Origin of the sequence: Demequina sp. NBRC 110056 (assembly GCF_002090155.1) — a bacterium.
Lineage (GTDB): Bacteria > Actinomycetota > Actinomycetes > Actinomycetales > Demequinaceae > Demequina.
Genome location: NZ_BBRM01000002.1, coordinates 112,211 through 129,755 on the forward strand (window position 1 = coordinate 112,211; position 17,545 = coordinate 129,755).

Consider the following 17,545-nt stretch of genomic DNA (forward strand, 5'->3'; position numbering starts at 1 on the left):
ATGTGCGCGTCGTCGCAGGGCCCGAGGCGGAGCTGATGCAGAATGACTCGACGCTTCCACGCGGGAGCGCTGCGGGAGAGGAGCACGATGGCCGGGACCAGGACGCCAGGGCGGCTGTCGCCTGCGCGGATCGTCGACGCCGCACTCGGCCTCGCCGACCGTGACGGCATCGGCGCGCTGACCATCCGGGCGCTCGCCGAGGAGCTCGGCACCAAGCCGATGTCGATCTACCACCACGTCGCTGGCAAGGACCAGCTGCTCGGCCTCATGGTCGAGTCGGTCTTCGACGAGATGGGCCTGCCGGACGAGCGACTGGACTGGAAGGACGCGGTGCGCGACCGGTGCCTGAGCGCGCGTGCGGTGCTGGTGCGCCACCCGTGGGCCGTGCCGCTGCTCGAGTCGGGCACGACCCCGGGGCCCGTGTCGCTGCGTCACCACGAGGCGGTGCTCGCCACGCTCGCGCGCGGCGGCCTGCCGCTGCCGCTCATGGCGCACGCGTACGCGGTCCTCGACAGCTTCATCTACGGCTTCGCGATCCAGGAGTCCAACCTGCCCGTGCAGGGCGGAGAGGGCAGCGACGAGCTCGCCGCGGAGATCTCCCAGGCCTTCGACCCGGAGCAGTACCCCATGCTGGTGCGGCTCACGGTCGAGCACGTCATGCAGCCCGGCTACTCGTTCGGGTCCTCGTTCGAGTACGGCCTCGATCTTCTGCTCGACGGGCTCGAGCGGGCGATCCCGCGCGGCTGAGAGCGGCGAGGCGCGGCAGCCGCGTCCGGTCGCGGGGGACAATGGGGCCGTGCCCCTGTACCGAGACGATGCGATCGTGCTGCGCACCCACAAGCTGGGTGAGGCGGACCGGATCGTCACGCTGCTGACCAAGCGCCACGGCAAGGTGCGCGCGGTCGCCAAGGGAGTGCGACGCACTTCGAGCAGGATCGGCTCGCGCGTCGAGCCGTTCATGCTCGTGGATGTGCAGCTCTACGAGGGGCGCAACCTCGACATCGTGAGCCAGGTCGAGACCAAGGAGCCGTACGCCCGCCGGATCGCCGAGGACTACGCGCTGTTCACCTCGGCGACGGCGATGGTCGAGACGGCGGACAAGCTCGTCGACCACGAGAAGGAGCCCGCCTGGGACCAGTTCCGCCTCCTGCATGGCGGCCTCGGCGCGTTGAGCCGCCGCGAGCATGACCCCGGGCTCGTGCTCGACAGCTTCCTGCTGCGCTCGCTCGCGCTCGCGGGATACGAGCCGAGCTTCGACCTGTGTGCGAGCTGCGGCAGAGAGGGCCCGCATCGTGCCTTCGTGGTCGCCGCCGGCGGCGCGGTCTGCGAGAGCTGCCGTCCTCCCGGTGCGGCCGCTCCGGCGCCGGAGACGTTCTCGCTGCTGGAGGCGCTGCTGTCGGGCGACTGGGCGGGAGCGGAAGGATCCGAGCCGCGCCATCGTCGCGACGCGGCGGGCCTGATCGCCGCCTACGCGCAGTTCCACCTCGAGCGCAAGGTGCGGTCGCTCTCGCACGTCGACCGCGCGTGACCTCGCACTCTGCGGGGTTCGTGTAGGTCTCGCCCACATTCGGCCCCCTCGGGCGCCGAGCGTGTCGATCAGGGTTCGCCGCCTCGTGCCTTCTCCCACGGCGCCGAACCCACACTGACACGCCAGAGGCCAGGCATGCCCGAATGTGGGCGAGACCTACACGAACCCGGGAGGGGAACGAGGTTCGGCGCGGGATAGGGTGACCAGCGTGAGCCATGCCCGACCCTTCCCCCATGCCGGGGGAGCGACGCCGCCAGCCCTGCCCGCATCGGCCGTGCCGCGGCACGTGGCGGTGGTGATGGACGGCAACGGCCGCTGGGCGAAGGAGCGCGGGCTGCCGCGCACCGCGGGCCACGAGCGTGGAGAGGCCGCGTTGCTCGACGTGGTGGCCGGCGCCGTCGAGGTGGGCGTCAAGCACGTCAGCGCGTACGCGTTCAGCACCGAGAACTGGAAGCGCAGCCCCGACGAGGTCAGGTTCCTCATGGGATTCAATCGCGACGTCATCCGGCGCCGCCGCGACCAGATGGGCGAGTGGGGGGTGCGGGTGCGCTGGGCGGGGCGGCGTCCCCGGCTGTGGAAGTCCGTCATCGACGAGCTCGAACGCGCCGAGCGCATGACCGCCGACAACGACGTGCTCACCCTGACGATGTGCGTCAACTACGGCGGCCGGGCTGAGATCGCCGATGCTGCACGCGCCATCGCGCTCAAGGCGGCGGCAGGGGAGATCGACCCGGCGCGAGTGTCCGAGAAGACGCTCGCCGCGCACCTCGACGAGCCCGACATGCCGGACGTGGACCTGTTCTGGCGCTCGAGCGGTGAGCAGCGTAGCTCCAACTTCCTGCCGTGGCAGGCGGCCTACGCGGAGTACGTGTTCTCCGACGTGCTGTGGCCGGACGTCGACCGCACGCACCTGTGGGCGGCGATCGAGGAGTACGCGCGGCGCAACCGTCGGTTCGGCGCGGCCTAGCGGCGGTCAGGCCTCGACGACCGGGGCCGATGCGGTCGCTGGCTGGGCCTCGTCCGCCGCCTGGCGACGGCGCCGGCGCACGACGAGCACGGCGACCACCGCGCCCACCAGCACCACGCTGCCTGCGAGCACCCACGGCGACGTGGTGAAGGCACGCCACGCGGAGAACCCCACGAGCTCGTACGCGCCGGCCCACAGCAGGCAGCCGGGGATCATCGCGAGCGTGTAGCGACCCCAGTGCATGCGCGCGTAGCCAGCGCCGCCGTTGACGAGCGACTGGATCCCGATCGTGAGGAACGACAACGGGATCGCGATCCACCCCCACCGTTCGGTAAAGGCCTGCGCCTTGGTCATGCCGGGCCCCGAGAACCGGCGCGCGATGCGCGCACGCTTGCTGTCCTGCTTCTCGGCGCGGTCGGCGACGGCATCCGCGCCGGCGCGCGCCCACCGGGCGAGCCAGTAGGTCGCCTGCGTGCGGACGAACACGATGAGCACGAGCGCCAGGAACAGCCACCACCAGGGGCCGTCCATGACGAAGTCGGGGATGCCGGGCATCAGCCTCGGCCCTCGGCGGCACACGCCTCGCACACGCCGGTCAGCTCGACGGTGTGGTCGATCCGCGAGTAGCCGTGCTGGCTCGCGATCCGGTCCGCCCACCGCTCGAACTCAGGCATGTCGATGTCCTCGGCACGCCCGCACAGACGGCATCGCAGGTGGTGGTGGTGCTCCTCGCCGGCCTCGCAGCGCCGGTACAGCGTCTCGCCGGAGTCGGTGACGACCGCGTCGACGTCGCCCGACTCCGCGAGCGCCTGCAGCGCGCGATAGACGGTGGCGAGGCCCACGGTCGAGCCGTCGTGCCGCAGCCGGTCGTGCCACGCCTGCGCAGACCGGAACTCGGTGCTCGCCTCGAGCGCCTCGAGCACGGCGGCACGCTGCTTGGTCATGCGCTGCTGAGGCGCGGGGGACGGAGTCATCGGTGACTCTCCTCGGTCTCGTCGTGGGTGATGCGCGCCGGCGTGTGCGGGGGCGTGACGCGGTGACGGCCGCGGGCCCGGAGCATCGCGGCGATCGCTGTCACGACCACGTACAGCACGACTCCGAGCACGATGATCAGTGCGCCGGGCTGCAGGTCATGCTCGAGGGTGATGCCCACTCCGGTGACGCACAGGAGGACGCCGGTGATCATCGCGAGCGACATGGTGCGCGTGAACGACCGCGTCATGAGCTGTGCGATCGCGACGGGCAGGATCATCAGGCCGGACACGAGCAGCACGCCGACCACGCGCATCGACACCGTGATCGTGACCGCCGCGAGGATCGCGACGGTCATGTTCAGCGCGCGCACCGGCAGCCCGGTCGAGGACGCGAACTCCTGATCATGCGTGACCGCGAACAGCGCCGGTCGCAGGCCCAAGCCCACGGCCATGATCACGGCGGAGAGCCCGACGGTGACCCACACGTCGGTCCACGTCACCGTCGAGATCGACCCGAACAGGTAGCCCATGAGGTTGGCGTTCGAGCCGCCAGCGACCGAGATCAGCAGCACGCCGGTGGCGATGCCGCCGTAGAACATGATCGCCATGACGACGTCCGCGCTGGCGGTGCCGCGCGAGCGCATGTGCTCGATCACCACGGCGCCCGCGATGGCGAACACGATGGCGCCCGGGATGGCGAGAGCGTCCTGCTTCGCGAGGTCCGCCACGGAGCCCGCGAGCCAGCCGGCCGCGACACCCGCCAGCGCCACATGGCCGATGCCGTCTCCGAGCAGCGCCATCCGGCGCTGGACGAGGTAGGTGCCGACGATGGGCGCGCTCGCGCCGACCAGCAGCGCGACCAGCAGCATGCGCTGGACCAGCGGGTCGCTCAGCAGTGCCATCACAGCGAGTCCAATCCGAGGGTGCTCTGCGCGGGCTCGGGGTCCTCGTGCGCGTGCTCGTGGTCGTGGCCGGGAAGCGCATGGACGCCGAGGTCGGCGGGCGGCCTGCCGGCGTAGGTGACGCACCCGTGCTCGAGGACCACCGCGGTGTCGATGTGCCGGGCGAGGGCGCCGAGCTCGTGGAGGACGATGACGATCGCCGTACCGTCCTCCTTGAGGTGGCTCAGCGCGTGCGCGAAGGCGACCTGCGACTCCAGGTCGACCCCCGCCATCGGCTCGTCGAGCACGAGGATGCGAGGCTCTCGGACCAAGGCGCGAGCGATGAGCACGCGCTGCTGCTGGCCGCCGGACAGCCGGGCGACGTCGCGCCCGGCGAGGTCGGCCACGCCCATCGTGTCGAGCGCCGCGGCGATGCGGGCCGAGGCCCGGCGCGGCGGACGCAGGTGCGAGCGTCCGAGCAGGCCGGACGCGACCACCTCGGTGACCGTCGCGGAGACGCCGCCGGCGGCGCTGAGGCGCTGCGGGACGTAGCCCAGCGCCGTGCGGGCGGCCGCGCTCGCGGGAGCCCCGCCGATGCGGATCTCGCCGGCCGCGAGCGGGAGGGCGCCGACGATCGAGCGCACGAAGGTCGACTTGCCTGAGCCGTTGCCGCCCATGAGCGCCACGACCTCGCCGTCGTGGGCGTCGAGGGACACCCCGTGCAGGATCTCGGTGCCGCCGAGGGTCACGCGCACGTCCCGCGCCCGCACCGCGGGCGCGGAGACGCGTGAGGTGGCGTGGAGGTCAGGAGCAGCCAAGTCCGTCCTTCAGGGCGTCGAGGTTGCGGGTCATGACAGCAATGTAGTCGTCGTCGCCGGTGACGCCCTCGACGGGGTCGAGGACGGCGGTCTGGACGCCCGCGTCGGCGGCGAGCGCCTCGATCGCGGACGCGTCGACCAGCGACTCCGAGTAGACGGTGGTCGCGCCCGTCTCCGCGACCAGCTCGCGGATCTCGCGGATGCGCGCGGGGGAGGGCTCGGCCTCGGGGTCGAGGCCCGCGACGCCCTCCTGGTGGAGGTCGTAGCGCTCGGCGAGGTAGCCGAACGCCTCGTGGCTCACGAAGATGTCGTCGCGCTCGCACGAGGCGAGGCCCGCCTGGAAGTCCTCGTCGAGCGCGGTGAGCTCCGCGACGAGGGCCTCGGCGTTCGCCGCGTACGTGTCCGCGCCCGCCGGGTCGAGCTCGGCGAACTCGGCGGCGACGTCCTCGGCGTAGGCCGCGAGCAGCGTCGGGTCGGTCCAGAAGTGGGGGTCCGAGGACCCGTGGTCGTGGCCGTCCTCATCCGCGTGGTCCGCCTCGTCCTCGTGAACCTCGTCCTCGTGGCCCTCGTCCTCGTGAGCCGCGGCGTGCTCGTCCACGATGTGGTGGGCGTCGAGCGCGCGGGCATCCGTGGTCGCGATCGCGTCGTCGACGGCGGGCTGGAACTCGCTGAGGTACAGGACGGTGTCCATGGTCTGCAGGCTCCGCACGACGGCGGGTGACAGCTCGGCGTCGTGCGGCTCGACGCCAGGGGGCATGAGCGCCTCGACCGCGACGAGCTCGCCACCCACGTGCTCCGCGACGTACTGCAGCGGGTAGAAGGCAGCGGCAACGGTGAGCGAGGCGTCGGACTCGGGCGACGCCTCCCCGTCGGCCTCGGCGCCGGAGCAGCCGGCGAGCAGGAGGGTGCCGAGCGAGGCCGCGGCGATGAGGGGAGTGCGGAGCGTCATGACGGCAACTTTAAGTCTTACTGATAATCATTGTCAAAACGAGGGTCGGGCGACGGCGAGATCGCCCGAGCGCGCATCGGCCGTCTGGCGCACCCGCCGCGAGGCGGCGCGCCGCTAGACTGTCCGCGCACCCAGCCCTACCCCCGAGGAGCACCTCAGTGGCACAGCCGTCCCGTCTCGACAACGTGATCTCCCTCGCGAAGCGCCGTGGCTTCGTGTTCCCCTGCGGCGAGATCTACGGAGGCACGCGCTCAGCGTGGGACTACGGGCCGCTCGGCGTGGAGCTCAAGGAGAACATCAAGCGTCAGTGGTGGCGCGCGATGGTGTCGAGCCGCGACGACATCGTGGGGCTCGACTCGTCCGTGATCCTGCCACCCAAGGTGTGGGAGGCCTCCGGCCACCTCAAGGCGTTCGTCGACCCGCTGGTCGAGTGCCTGTCGTGCCACAAGCGCTTCCGCGAGGACCACCTCATCGAGGAGTTCGAGGAGAAGAAGGGTCGCGCCCCCGAAGGCGGGCTCGCGGGCATCGCGTGCGGCAACTGCGGCACCCGCGGCCAGTGGACCGAGCCCAAGATGTTCAATGGCCTGCTGAAGACCTACCTCGGCGTCACCGAGGACGAGTCAGGGCTGCACTACCTGCGTCCCGAGACCGCGCAGGGCATCTTCGTCAACTACGACAACGTCCAGCGGACCTCGCGCATGAAGGTGCCATTCGGCATCGGCCAGATCGGCAAGTCGTTCCGCAACGAGATCACGCCCGGAAACTTCATCTTCCGCACCCGCGAGTTCGAGCAGATGGAGATGGAGTTCTTCGTCAAGCCCGGCACGGACGACGAGTGGCACCAGTACTGGATCGACACGCGTCTGGCCTGGTACAAGGACCTCGGCATCTCCGACGACAACCTGCGCCTGTACGAGCACCCGCAGGAGAAGCTGTCGCACTACTCCAAGGGCACCACGGACATCGAGTACCGGTTCGGCTTCACCGGCTCCGAGTGGGGCGAGCTCGAGGGCATCGCCAACCGCACCGACTTCGACCTGTCGACGCACTCGGAGCACTCCGGCAAGGACCTGTCGTACCTCGATCCCGCGACCAACGAGCGCTACACGCCGTACGTCATCGAGCCCGCGGCGGGCCTCACGCGTTCGCTCATGGCGTTCCTCGTGGAGGCCTACGACGAGGACGAGGCGCCCAACACCAAGGGCGGCGTCGACAAGCGCACGGTCCTCCACCTCGACCCGCGCATCGCGCCCGTCAAGGCTGCGGTGCTGCCGCTGTCCAAGTCCGACGAGCTGCTGCCGACCGCCGACGCGCTCGCGAAGGAGCTGCGCGGCGCCTGGAACGTCGAGCTCGACGTGACCCAGGCCATCGGCAAGCGCTACCGCCGCCAGGACGAGATCGGCACGCCGTTCTGCATCACGGTCGACTTCGACACGAAGGATGACCAGGCGGTCACGATTCGCGACCGAGACACCATGCAGCAGGAGCGCGTCGCGCTGTCGCAGGTGCAGGCGTACCTCGCGACCCGCCTGATCGGGGCCTAGCAGCTCGATGACGGTCGACCGACGCCGCAGGGCCGATGCGCGTGCCGGCCGGGCGGCGACCGCGGTGGCCCTCGTGGGGGTGAGCTGATGGGGGCGGGTCACTCGCACGGGCTCGAACGGGCGCCCCAGGCGTCCGAGCGCACGACGATCATCCTGTCGTCCATCGTCGGCGCGGTGCTGTTCCTCACCGTGCTCGGCGCGATGGCGGTGTGGCCGACGGACTGGTCGTTCATGCGGTCGGTGCCGACGACGTACGAGGGAGCGACCTGGGTGTCCGTCGAGGTCGTCGACGTCGACCCGACCTCGGAGGCCGCGCAGGTCGTCGTGGACGGCCAGGAGGACGCCGGTGCCCAGGAGCTCGCTGCGCCGGCGCTCGGCACCTCGGCGTACGAGGTCGGCGACCACATCCGCGCCCTCCAGCTCGACACCGGCGAGCTCATCTTCGGCGACTTCGAGCGCGACGGGCCGTTGCTGCTGCTGCTCGTCGTGTACGTGCTGCTGGTCGTCGCGATCGCCTGGTGGCGGGGGATCGGCGCCCTGCTGGGCCTCGTCGCCGCCTTCGGGATCATCATCTTCTTCACGGTGCCGGCGCTGTTCGGCGGCGCCGATCCGCTCATCACCGGTCTCGTCACGGGCTCGGGTGCCCTCGCGGTGCTGCTGTACCTCGCGCATGGCTTCAACGCGCGCACCACGACGGCCTACCTCGGGACGCTCGCCGGCCTCACCATCACCGCGCTGCTCGCGTGGTGGGCCGTGGACGCGTCCCGCCTCACGGGGCTGTGGTCCGAGGAGGGCAGCCACCTCGAGCTGTCCGGTCGCTCCGTCGACCTCCAGGGCCTCGTGCTGTGCGGCATCATCATCGCGGGCCTCGGCGTCCTCAACGACGTCACCGTGACCCAGGCGTCCGCCATCTGGGAGCTGCGAGCGGCGCGCCCCGAGATCTCCCGCTGGAACCTCTTCCAGCGCGGCATGCGCATCGGCCGCGACCACATCGCGTCGACGGTCTACACGATCGCCTTCGCCTACGTGGGCGCCGCGTTGCCGACGATCATGCTCATCAGCCTCTACGACGCCTCGTTGGGAACGACGCTCACGGGCGCGGAGATCGCCGAGGAGGTGGTCCGCACGCTGGTGTCCTCGATCGGCCTCGTGCTCGCGGTGCCGCTGACCACCGGGATCGGTGCGCTGGTGGTGGGCCAGCATGCGATCGCCGAGGAGGACGTCATGGGCGACGAGCCTCGCGATGAGCCGCGCGACGAGCCTCGCAGCGAGTCGCCGGAACCCGCCTGATTGCTAGGGGTTTCGCACCTCCTCTGGGTATCATGAACCCCAAGCGCACGCCTCGGCCGCGGGGGTGCCTGACAACGTCTGTCGATGATCCCCGAGGTCAGGACTCCTGACCGTCCGAGAGGTGATCTGCGTGAGCACACCACGACCACGCGGCACAGGCCGCTGGCCCACCACCCTCGTGTGGACGGTCGCGTGCGGCATCGGCGGAGCGGCCGTGGGTGTGGCGATCGCGGTGGCGCCCGCCGAGCGCGCGACCCCGGTCGAGGCGACCTCCGAGGCCTCGCAGGACGGGCACAGCGCCGCTCCCAGCCCGACGCCGTCACCCGACGTCCTCGACGGCTACGAGCTCGACGAGCTCCAGGAGACCCACGTCGAGGAGCTGCGCGCGTTCATCGGATGGCTCGAGGACAACGAGGCGACGGGGTACGTGGGCGAGGTCGGCTGGCCCCGCGACGGCGATCCCGCGTGGACCACGCTCGGCGAGGCCTGGTACACGCTTGCCGACAGCGCCGGGCTGTGGACCTCGGCATGGGCCGCCGGCTCGGCGTGGCCCGACCAGTACCCTCTGGTGACCTACGGCGACTCCGGAAGCGGATCGCTCGACACCGGCAGCGCTCAGGGCGAGGTGATCGAGGCGCTCGCGTCCGACGGCGGAGCCCGGCACGGCGTGAACCTCGCGGGCCTCGAGTTCGGCACCGGCGGGGCCTTCTCGAACGAGACCCCGGGCGAGCTCGGCGTGGACTACTTCGCGGAGCCGGTCGCGTCCTACGCGTGGCTCGCGCAGCGCGGCATCGACCTCGTGCGCCTGCCTGTGAGGTGGGAGAGGCTCCAGCCGGCGCTCGACGGTGAGCTCGATGCCGGCCAGGTGGAGATCGTCACGGCCCAGCTCGACGCCGCCGCAGCCGCCGGGATCGAGGTGATCCTCGATCTCCACAACTACGGCGCCTACGTCACCCCTCATGGCGCCGCGCTGCTCGGCTCCGAGTGGCTGACGGAGGACCAGTTCGTCGACGTCTGGCTGCGGCTCGCCGACGCATGGGGCGACCACCCTGCGGTCGTGGGCTACGGGCTGATGAACGAGCCGCACGACATCGGCGGAGACTCCGCGACCGCCGCCGCCACCTGGGAGAGCGTCTCCCAGGCGGCGGTCGACGCGCTGAGGGCGGCCGGAGACGAGCGCCTCATCCTGGTGGCCGGCTACGACTGGTCGAGCCTCGCGCGGTGGGCGGGCACCCATCCGACCGGGTGGATCGACGACCCCGCCGACGCGTTCCGCTACGAGGCGCACCACTACTGGGACCAGCACGGCGCCGGCGAGTACTCGCAGAGCTACGCCGACGAGCTCGCCGCGCTGACCGCCTCCTAGGCGATCGCCGTCGCCACCGCCGTCGGGCCCGCCGTGGCCCCCGGGCCATCGGACGCGACCCTGGTCGGATCCGCCGCGAGCGACTCCTCCATGAGGCGCGCGACCTTGAGCCCGTCGCGCACCGCGTAGTTGGTGCCGCGGTCCTCGGGGAACACCTGCGAGAAGTTCGCGAGGAAGTATCCGGGAAGCGGCGTCTCCATCGCGGGGATCCGCGACTCGAAGGTCACGTCGACGATGTGCTGGGCGTTGCGGAACCGGAACACGTGCGACTCCGTGACGAGATCCCGCGAGAACTCGGGCAGCAGGCGCTCGAGGCCGCCGTACCAACGGTCGCGCAGAGCATCCTCATCCATCGTCATGATCTCGTCGTCGTTCTGGACGTAGTCACCCACGTAGTAGATGTACCGGCCGCCCGTGTTCTCCGCGCCGATCAGCGAGTCGAGGCTGAGGAACACGAGGAACGGGGCGTCGAGGTCGTGGATCTGGTGCCAATAGGTGTCGGTGATCGGCTCGCTCGTCGTGATCACCATGAGCGCTGCGCCCAGGTAGTCGATGTCCGTGAGCTGCTTCGAGTACTCGGGTGTCATCGCCGGGTGGCTCTGCGCGGCACGTGCCAGCGCGTTGCTGGGGATCGCACCCAGGACGGCGTCGAAGCGGCGCTCCTCGCCGTCGATCACGAGCGCCGGCTTGCCGTCTGCCTCCGTGAAAGCCTGGATGGGGGTGCCCGGCCGCAGCACCGCGCCGCGCGCCTCGAGCTCCTCGATCCACCGGTCGACCATCACGCGGAAGCCACCCTCGAAGTAGCCGAGCCGCTCGGTCCGCTCGCCCTTGATCTTCGAGGTCTGGCGTACGTGGATGCGCGTCCACAGCCACGCCATCGTGATCTTGTCCCAGTAGACGTCGAACTTGCCCACCAGCAGCGGCTTCCAGACGATGTCCGTGGCCCGCTTGCCGTTGACCTTGCACAGCCAGTCGTAGGCCGTCACGGTGGTCAGCGGCCGCCAGTCCTTGAGGGACAGCGTGCGCAGTCCGGTGAGTCCGGTGCGCACGCGGTCGATGAAGCGCAGCGGCTTGAACTGGAGCAGCTCGAGGGGCGTCGTGAAGCCGTACTGCTTGCCCTCGTGGAAGGCCTTGATCGAGCTCGGGTAGAAGTCGAGGCGATCGCGGATGCCGAGCTCCTCGGCCATCCCGATCATCCACTCGTCGGTCGTGTACAGGAAGTGGTAGGCGCGCTCGAGCGGGAAGCCGTCCGACAGCTCGAAGCCTGCGACGAGGCCTCCGAACGTCGGCGCAGCCTCGTAGACCTCGATGTGGTGGCCCGCCTTGGCGAGCTCGTAGGCGGCCGTGAGACCCGTGAAGCCCCCTCCGACGATGGCGATGCGAGCGGGCGTGGTGGTGGCGTTCATGCTGCGGTCCTTTCCCTCGGGGTGGCGAACGTGACTCTCTTGTTGAGCGTGAACTGGAGCAGGAGGACGACCGGCAGCGTGGCGGCCTTCGCCACGAGCGCGTCGACCCCGAAGCCGTCGATGAGGACGGCGAGCATGAGCGTGCTGACGACGAAGCCCACGCCGCCGACGAGCATGAAGGACAGGAAGCGGGCGACGATGCGGTCCGTGACCTTGAAGTTGAGGAGGCTGTTGGCGGTGAAGCTGAAGGCCATCCCCAGGAACGTCGACGTGGTGTTGGCGACGAGCGGGTGCCAGCCTGCGGGCCCGGCGAGCAGGGCGTACAGGCCCACGTCGATCACGACGGCGCCGCCGCCGATCAGGACGTAGAGGAGGAACCGTCGGTACCGCGAGAGCAGGCCGAGCAGGCCTGCGGGCTCGATCCGTGGGGTGGCCAATGCGTCCATCGGTGCCTCCTAGGTGGCGTGGGTCAGATCAGGGGAACGGTCATGGAGGCGGGCAGGTCCTCCTGGAAGCGATGCCAGCCGTACAGCCACGCGAAGTCGGCGAGGGTGCCGTCCCACGTGTGGGTCTCCGGGTCGAGCTCGGAGGCGATGTGCTCGAGGTACAGGTCGATCGGGTCGACGCCGACGTCGTGGACCTGGGCGAGCATCGTGAGCGTCGTCGCCGACCCGAGGCCGGGTGCATCGTCGGCGTAGGCGATGACGTCCGGGGTGATGGCGTCGAGGACGGCCGATGCGCGCTCCTCGCCGCCGAGCTCGTCGCGCAGGAGGGTGGGCACCAGGCGCAGCGCGTCCTCGCCGAACGTGTCCGCAGCGTCCCCCGTGAGAGACACGGCGGAGGCGAGCTCGCCGGACTCGGTGTACACGACCCAGTTGGGCACCGTCCCGCGCTCGTCCACGAGGCGGGCGAGCAGCGCGTACCCGTCGTCGATGAGCTCGTCCCACGCGAACACCGGCATCTCGTCCGCGAGGCGCCGGTACAGCACGGGGTCGAAGTAGGACGGGTTCACGAGGCGGTCGTCGATCGAGCCGTCCGCTGACGAGTCCACGAGCGTCATGCCGTCATACGTGAAGGTGCACTGCTCCCACCAGTCCACCGCGATCGAGTAGGCCTCGCGACGCAGGCTCTCGTCGTCCCACGCCGTGGCCGCGTCCAGCAGCAGCCCCATGAGTCGCTGGTCGGCGGCGCACACGGTGTCCGAGCTGCCGAGCTCGCCGCGTCCGAGGTCGTCGACGGCCCAGTGCCACGACGTCAGCCTGTCGCCGTCACGGTGGCGCAGATGGTCGCTGGTCCACTGCCAGATCCCGTCGAAGAGCACCTCGTCGTCCTGCGCGAGGGCCTGCTCGAGGGCGAGAGCCTGGTCGAGCGAGGTGGTCGACCCTGGCTGCAGCTCGAGCACCTGGCCGTAGGACACGACCCAGTCGTCGCGGAAGCGCTCCCACGCGTCCTGGAGCACGATCTGGTTGCGGCTCTTGACCTGCCACACCTGCGCCCAGTCGCCGTTGGTCGAGATGCGCTTGTCGAGGTCGATGAAGCTTGAGGTGCCATCCGTGTAGGACGCGACGAGCGTGGAGTGCTCGAGGATGTCGTTCATGCGCGGGACGGTGCCCTGCGAGATCTGCTCGACGACCTCGTGGGTGAGCACCAGGTAGTCGACGTTGCGCCAGTCGTCGCCGTAGACGTCGCGCAGCTCGGGGTCGTACTCCGCGTTGAAGAAGTACATGGTGTCCGGGTACGGCCCCTCGATGGCGAGCTCCGGGTACGCGTAGTTGTCGCCCACGATGATCGATCCAGGCTCGACGCGCTGCTCGATCCAGGTGACGGCTGCGTCCTGGTTTCGCGTCTCGTCGACCTCGAGGTGCGCGCTGGTGCCCCACACGACGTAGGCCCCGCCAATGGTGACGAGCATCGCGGCGGCGGTGGCGGAGCGAAGCGCACCGGGGCGCAGCAGGCCCGTGAGCCGGGCGCCCAGCATGCCGACGCCGATGGCGAGGAAGGGCAGCAGCGGGGCGATGTAGAGGTCGATCACGATGCCGCCGCGAGCGAGGAACGCCACGTAGCCGACGACGAAGGCCAGCAGCGCGAGGATGTGCGCGTCCCTGAAGCGCCTCGCGACCAGGAAGAGGGTGAGGCCCACGATCGCCGCCGCCCCCAGCAGCAGCGTCACCTGGTCCTTGACGAGCCACGAGTCGAACGCCATGCGGAAGCTCGAGGCGGGGTCCCACGGCCATGCGAAGTCGCCGCGGCCCAGCTGAAGCTCGAACGTGTCGATGAGGCTGACGTGGGTCGGTTGGCCCTCGTCATCGAGGGGAGCGGGGAAGAACTCGTTGTTCAGGAGCGCGTACACGAAGAACAGCAGCACCGTGCCGCCGGCGCTCGCGAGCCAGTTGAGGAACGCGTGCTTGCGCTGCGCCCCGACGGACCCGACCCAGAGCAGGATGAGGAAGCCGACGCCGAAGAAGGCTGCATTGAGCTTCGCCAGCACCGCGAGGCCGAACGCGACGCCGCTGCCCACCGTGGCGCCCAGCGTGAGCGGCCGGCGCAGCAGGAGCAGGATGGCCAGCAGCACCAGGACCGTCATGAGGTTGTCGAGCAGGACGCGGCGATGGAAGTAGATGCCGAGGGGGGTTAGGGCGAACACCAGCGCGGCGATCAGGCCAGCCGACATGCGGCCGCCCGACATCCGCTTGGCGATCACGTAGACCAGCACGGTGTTGGCGAGATGGATGAGCAGCATCAGGACGCGGCCGGCCTCGACCATGCCGCCGAACATGTCGCCGCCGCCCGTGAGCCCGAGCCAGCCACCGATGATCATCCATCCCACCGGCGCGTGGTCGTACCGATAGGTGTTGACGTCGAGCTGACCCTCCGTGACGAAGGACCAGCCGCGCGACAGGTACGTGGCCTCGTCGTTCTCGATGTACGGGTAGTCGAACATGTTCCACGCGTGCACCAGACCGCTCAGCAGCACCACCGCCGCGACCAGCAGCGCCTCGGTGCGCCGCGGGGTGCGCCGCGGCGTGGACGTGGAGACCGGCTTCACGGCCACCGTCGTCATGCGCGCTCCGAGGCCATCACGGGCACGAGCGCAGGCTTCGGCTGGTGCGCGCCCTGGCGGTGGCTGCCCGTGTGGACGGTCTTCTCCCACCCGCGCTTGCCCGTGAGCTCGCGGAGCGACGCGCGCACCGCGCTGAACATCAGCAGGCCCTGGTACGGGATGAAGCTGACGACCAGCGCCAGGTAGCGGTAGGGCGTGATCCGCAGTCCCTGGTCCTTGCCGAACTCGTACAGCCCGAGCACGCTCGTCATGAGCATGATCGCCGCGAGGATGAGAGGGACGAAGCTCAGCAGGCTCACCAGCACCGGGAGCTTGGTCGTCACGCCGATGAGGATGAACAGCGGCGCGCAGGCGATCACGATCGCCATGAACGTGGGCGCGGTGAGCACCGAGCCGATGAGCACGATCTTGCGCAGGCTCGGCAGGTGCAGCCACTCGCCCTTGCGAAGGATCTGGAGGAAGCCCTGGTTCCAGCGCGTGCGCTGCTTGACGAAGGCGCGAGTCGAGTGGGGCACCTCCTCGCGCGTGACGTGCTCGGCGTCGTACATGACGTCGAAGCGCTTGCCGCGGATGCTGAGGCGGATCCCGAGGTCGGCGTCCTCCGTGAGCCCGTGCTCGTCCCAGCCGCCCACCTCTCGCAGGTCGTCGGCGCGAAAGAACACTGTGTTCCCGCCGAGGGGGACGGCGCCCTCCTTGGCGAAGTAGTGCATGCGCGACTTGAACCAGAAGAAGTACTCGAGCACGTTGTGCGCGCTGAACCAGTGGCTGTCGTGGTCCATGAGCTGGACGCCGCACTGCAGGACGTCAACCTCTCGGCGTTGGTAGAGCGTGTCGACGATCGAGAAGATCTCCGGGCTCACGTCGTCCTCGGAGTCGAAGATGGTGATCAGCTCGTGCTTGGCGGCAGCGAGCCCGAGGTTCATCGCGCGCGACTTTCCCGGGGTGCCGTCGAACATCAGCACGGTGACGTGGTCCAGGCCGTGCTCCTCCTTCGCGGCCTCGGCAGCTTGGATGGTGGCGGTGTCGTCGGCGGTGCAGATGACCATGAGCTCGACCAGCTCGGTGGGGTACTGGGCCTCACCGAGTCGCCGTAGCGTCTCGCCGATGACCGCCGCCTCGTGGCGCGCGGGCAGCAGGACGGTGAAGCCGTGGCGGGGCTCCTCGTAGGTGTCGGGCCTTCCCGCGGCGCGGATGCGCTCAGGGGAGTCCCAGATGTACAGCGTCTGGATGAGGCTCGCGACGGCCTGCACGAGCAGCACCAGCGCGACCACCAGCACGACGCCGGTGAGCAGCTCAAGCGACATGGCTGACGCCCCTCGCGTGAGCGAGGATGGGCGCCGAGGCGCCTGCCATGCGTCGGCGCCAGTCCCAGATGTAGTGGCTGCTGACCCAGTAGTTGACGGCCACGGCGATCGCGATGCCCAGCGCCTGCGCGAGCAGATAGAAGACGCCGAGATTCGAGAAGATGACGAACGCGGAGAAGATCACCGTCTGCGTCAGCGCGCTCGCGCCCTCGAACTTGAGCAGGTTGATCGCGACCTGCCGAGCCCCGAGCCGGCCTCCTGCGCGCCGGTAGCGCTTGAAGGTGAAGGCCGTGTGCCACACGAAGTTCCACAGGATCGAGATCTGGATCGCCGCGGCGGACAGCACCCAGACGTTGTCGCCCACCGGATCCTCCGGGTAGAACACCTGGCGCAGCGCCCACAGCGAGGCGAGGTTCAGCACGGTGCCCGAGGCGCCCACGAGCAGGAACCGGACCAGCTGCTTGAACGGCGAGTCGTCGTTGAGCTGCAGGGCGATGCGGATGAACTCGAGGACGTCCTTGACGCTCGCCTTCGAGACGCCGTGGGCGCGGGTGTGGAAGCTGATAGGCACCTCCGTGACGTTCCACGCGCCGCTCGAGAAGGCGTTCGCGAGGAAGATCTGGAATCCGTAGCCGCGCGCCTTGACGCGGGAGAAGTCGATCGCCTCGAGCACCTCTCGGCGCATCGCGCGAAAGTTGGTGGTGAGCTCACGCAGGCCAGGGTTGATGCCGCCAACCTCGCGCGCCACCGTGCCCGCGACTCGGGTGCGGACGATCTGGCTGAGCGGCCAGTCGCCGGGGATGAGGCCGCCCGGCGTGTAGCGCGACCCCACGGCGACGTCCGCGCCGGCGTCGATCGCCGCGAGCAGCGGAAGGACGTCCTCCGGAGCGTGCGAGAAGTCCGCATCCATCGTCATGACGACCTCGTAGCCGAGGTCGAGCGCCTCGCCGAACGCGAGCTCGAGCGCCTTGCCAAGTCCCTGCTTGGTGCCCTGTGACAGGAGCAGGCGACCGCGGTAGCGGACCGTCGCGAGCGACTCGACGATCTCGCCGGTGCCGTCAGGGGAGCGGTCGTCCCTGACGAGGACGTGCAGGTCCCAGCCGGTGGTCTCCCGGGCGGGCAGGGCGAAGAGCTTGTGCAGAAGGGCGGCGATGTTGCCGGCCTCGTTGTAGGTGGGCACCACCATCAGCGCGGTGCGCCGGGGTGCCTGCGGGTTGCTGGGGTGGACGGTCTCGGTAGGCGCAAGTGCCATGGCCGTGGTCCTTCGTCGTGAACTGTCGAGCCCGGTCGCTGCTGCCATCCGATGCTCGGATGGTGCGTTTCGAGGGTGGCTCGCAGGACACGAATCCCCCCGGTCGTGAAAAGCGTGGACCCGTCAGAGGATTGCTGACCCGATCAAGGCGCCAGCCCGCCATGTGCCATGGTGGTGTCTGCGGGTTCAGCCTTGATCCCTGCCC

General features: G+C 69.9%; 16 protein-coding genes. 6 read left to right on the plus strand and 10 right to left on the minus strand.

Features of this window, described 5'->3' with window-relative positions:
- The first annotated feature begins 87 nt into the window (after nt 1-87).
- From B7K25_RS00550 to B7K25_RS00560, 3 genes are all read left to right on the plus strand, one after another.
- Nucleotides 88-747, plus strand: coding sequence for a TetR/AcrR family transcriptional regulator (locus B7K25_RS00550; RefSeq protein ID WP_084103277.1), 660 nt, complete (start codon nt 88-90; stop codon nt 745-747).
- 49 nt (nt 748-796) lie between these two features.
- Nucleotides 797-1,528 carry a DNA repair protein RecO gene (gene recO / locus B7K25_RS00555; RefSeq protein WP_084103278.1) on the plus strand — a complete coding sequence of 244 codons (732 nt, stop codon included), beginning with the start codon at nt 797-799 and terminating at the stop codon, nt 1,526-1,528.
- A gap of 199 nt (nt 1,529-1,727) precedes the next feature.
- On the plus strand, nt 1,728-2,495 hold the full coding sequence (locus B7K25_RS00560) for an isoprenyl transferase (protein ID WP_084103279.1): 768 nt from the start codon (nt 1,728-1,730) through the stop codon (nt 2,493-2,495).
- A 6-nt stretch (nt 2,496-2,501) separates the two neighbouring features.
- Here the strand turns inward: B7K25_RS00560 and B7K25_RS00565 are convergent, their stop codons facing one another.
- From B7K25_RS00565 to B7K25_RS00585, 5 genes are read right to left on the minus strand one after another with little or no spacing between them, the layout of a single operon-like run.
- Complete coding sequence (locus tag B7K25_RS00565; RefSeq protein WP_084103280.1) at nt 2,502-3,050, minus strand: DedA family protein; 549 nt, start codon at nt 3,048-3,050, stop codon at nt 2,502-2,504.
- Entirely contained in the window at nt 3,050-3,469 is a 420-nt protein-coding gene (locus tag B7K25_RS00570) for a Fur family transcriptional regulator (RefSeq protein WP_084103281.1), read from the minus strand. The genes B7K25_RS00565 and B7K25_RS00570 overlap by 1 nt, the downstream gene beginning before the upstream one ends.
- Entirely contained in the window at nt 3,466-4,371 is a 906-nt protein-coding gene (locus B7K25_RS00575; RefSeq protein WP_084103282.1) for a metal ABC transporter permease, read from the minus strand. The genes B7K25_RS00570 and B7K25_RS00575 overlap by 4 nt, the downstream gene beginning before the upstream one ends.
- Nucleotides 4,371-5,168: a metal ABC transporter ATP-binding protein gene (locus B7K25_RS00580; RefSeq protein WP_084103283.1), complete on the minus strand. Its 798-nt coding sequence runs from the start codon at nt 5,166-5,168 to the stop codon at nt 4,371-4,373. Before B7K25_RS00580 ends, B7K25_RS00575 begins: the two co-directional genes overlap by 1 nt.
- Complete coding sequence (locus tag B7K25_RS00585; protein ID WP_084103284.1) at nt 5,155-6,117, minus strand: metal ABC transporter substrate-binding protein; 963 nt, start codon at nt 6,115-6,117, stop codon at nt 5,155-5,157. Before B7K25_RS00585 ends, B7K25_RS00580 begins: the two co-directional genes overlap by 14 nt.
- A gap of 158 nt (nt 6,118-6,275) precedes the next feature.
- Here B7K25_RS00585 and B7K25_RS00590 point away from each other — a divergent pair, with 158 nt between their 5' ends.
- From B7K25_RS00590 to B7K25_RS00600, 3 genes are all read left to right on the plus strand, one after another.
- Nucleotides 6,276-7,661, plus strand: a complete 1,386-nt coding sequence (locus B7K25_RS00590; RefSeq protein ID WP_084103285.1) for a glycine--tRNA ligase — start codon at nt 6,276-6,278, stop codon at nt 7,659-7,661.
- Nucleotides 7,662-7,748: 87 nt separating this feature from the next.
- Nucleotides 7,749-8,951, plus strand: a complete 1,203-nt coding sequence (locus B7K25_RS00595; RefSeq protein ID WP_084103286.1) for a YibE/F family protein — start codon at nt 7,749-7,751, stop codon at nt 8,949-8,951.
- Nucleotides 8,952-9,081: 130 nt separating this feature from the next.
- Complete coding sequence (locus B7K25_RS00600) at nt 9,082-10,317, plus strand: glycoside hydrolase family 5 protein (RefSeq protein WP_144018783.1); 1,236 nt, start codon at nt 9,082-9,084, stop codon at nt 10,315-10,317.
- Here the strand turns inward: B7K25_RS00600 and B7K25_RS00605 are convergent.
- From B7K25_RS00605 to B7K25_RS00625, 5 genes are read right to left on the minus strand one after another with little or no spacing between them, the layout of a single operon-like run.
- Nucleotides 10,314-11,723 carry an NAD(P)/FAD-dependent oxidoreductase gene (locus B7K25_RS00605; protein ID WP_084103288.1) on the minus strand — a complete coding sequence of 470 codons (1,410 nt, stop codon included), beginning with the start codon at nt 11,721-11,723 and terminating at the stop codon, nt 10,314-10,316. The genes B7K25_RS00600 and B7K25_RS00605 overlap by 4 nt on opposite strands.
- Nucleotides 11,720-12,169 (minus strand): GtrA family protein, encoded by a 450-nt coding sequence (locus B7K25_RS00610; protein WP_084103289.1) that lies wholly within the window; start codon nt 12,167-12,169, stop codon nt 11,720-11,722. The genes B7K25_RS00605 and B7K25_RS00610 overlap by 4 nt, the downstream gene beginning before the upstream one ends.
- Before the next feature lie 23 nt (nt 12,170-12,192).
- Nucleotides 12,193-14,784, minus strand: coding sequence for a glycosyl hydrolase family 8 (locus tag B7K25_RS00615; RefSeq protein ID WP_084103290.1), 2,592 nt, complete (start codon nt 14,782-14,784; stop codon nt 12,193-12,195).
- On the minus strand, nt 14,781-16,088 hold the full coding sequence (locus B7K25_RS00620) for a glycosyltransferase (protein WP_084103291.1): 1,308 nt from the start codon (nt 16,086-16,088) through the stop codon (nt 14,781-14,783). The genes B7K25_RS00615 and B7K25_RS00620 overlap by 4 nt, the downstream gene beginning before the upstream one ends.
- Nucleotides 16,078-17,340, minus strand: a complete 1,263-nt coding sequence (locus B7K25_RS00625; protein ID WP_159450074.1) for a glycosyltransferase — start codon at nt 17,338-17,340, stop codon at nt 16,078-16,080. Before B7K25_RS00625 ends, B7K25_RS00620 begins: the two co-directional genes overlap by 11 nt.
- Nucleotides 17,341-17,545 lie beyond the last annotated feature (205 nt).

Coding starts and splice junctions, on each gene's coding strand:
- B7K25_RS00575 (WP_084103282.1), bottom strand. CDS start 4,371: ATGGCACTGCTGAGCGACCCGCTGGTCCAGCGCATGCTGCTGGTCGCG.
- B7K25_RS00570 (WP_084103281.1), bottom strand. CDS start 3,469: ATGACTCCGTCCCCCGCGCCTCAGCAGCGCATGACCAAGCAGCGTGCC.
- B7K25_RS00605 (WP_084103288.1), bottom strand. CDS start 11,723: ATGAACGCCACCACCACGCCCGCTCGCATCGCCATCGTCGGAGGGGGC.
- B7K25_RS00595 (WP_084103286.1), top strand. CDS start 7,749: ATGGGGGCGGGTCACTCGCACGGGCTCGAACGGGCGCCCCAGGCGTCC.
- B7K25_RS00585 (WP_084103284.1), bottom strand. CDS start 6,117: ATGACGCTCCGCACTCCCCTCATCGCCGCGGCCTCGCTCGGCACCCTC.
- B7K25_RS00610 (WP_084103289.1), bottom strand. CDS start 12,169: ATGGACGCATTGGCCACCCCACGGATCGAGCCCGCAGGCCTGCTCGGC.
- B7K25_RS00615 (WP_084103290.1), bottom strand. CDS start 14,784: ATGACGACGGTGGCCGTGAAGCCGGTCTCCACGTCCACGCCGCGGCGC.
- B7K25_RS00565 (WP_084103280.1), bottom strand. CDS start 3,050: ATGCCCGGCATCCCCGACTTCGTCATGGACGGCCCCTGGTGGTGGCTG.
- B7K25_RS00625 (WP_159450074.1), bottom strand. CDS start 17,340: ATGGCACTTGCGCCTACCGAGACCGTCCACCCCAGCAACCCGCAGGCA.
- B7K25_RS00550 (WP_084103277.1), top strand. CDS start 88: ATGGCCGGGACCAGGACGCCAGGGCGGCTGTCGCCTGCGCGGATCGTC.
- B7K25_RS00620 (WP_084103291.1), bottom strand. CDS start 16,088: ATGTCGCTTGAGCTGCTCACCGGCGTCGTGCTGGTGGTCGCGCTGGTG.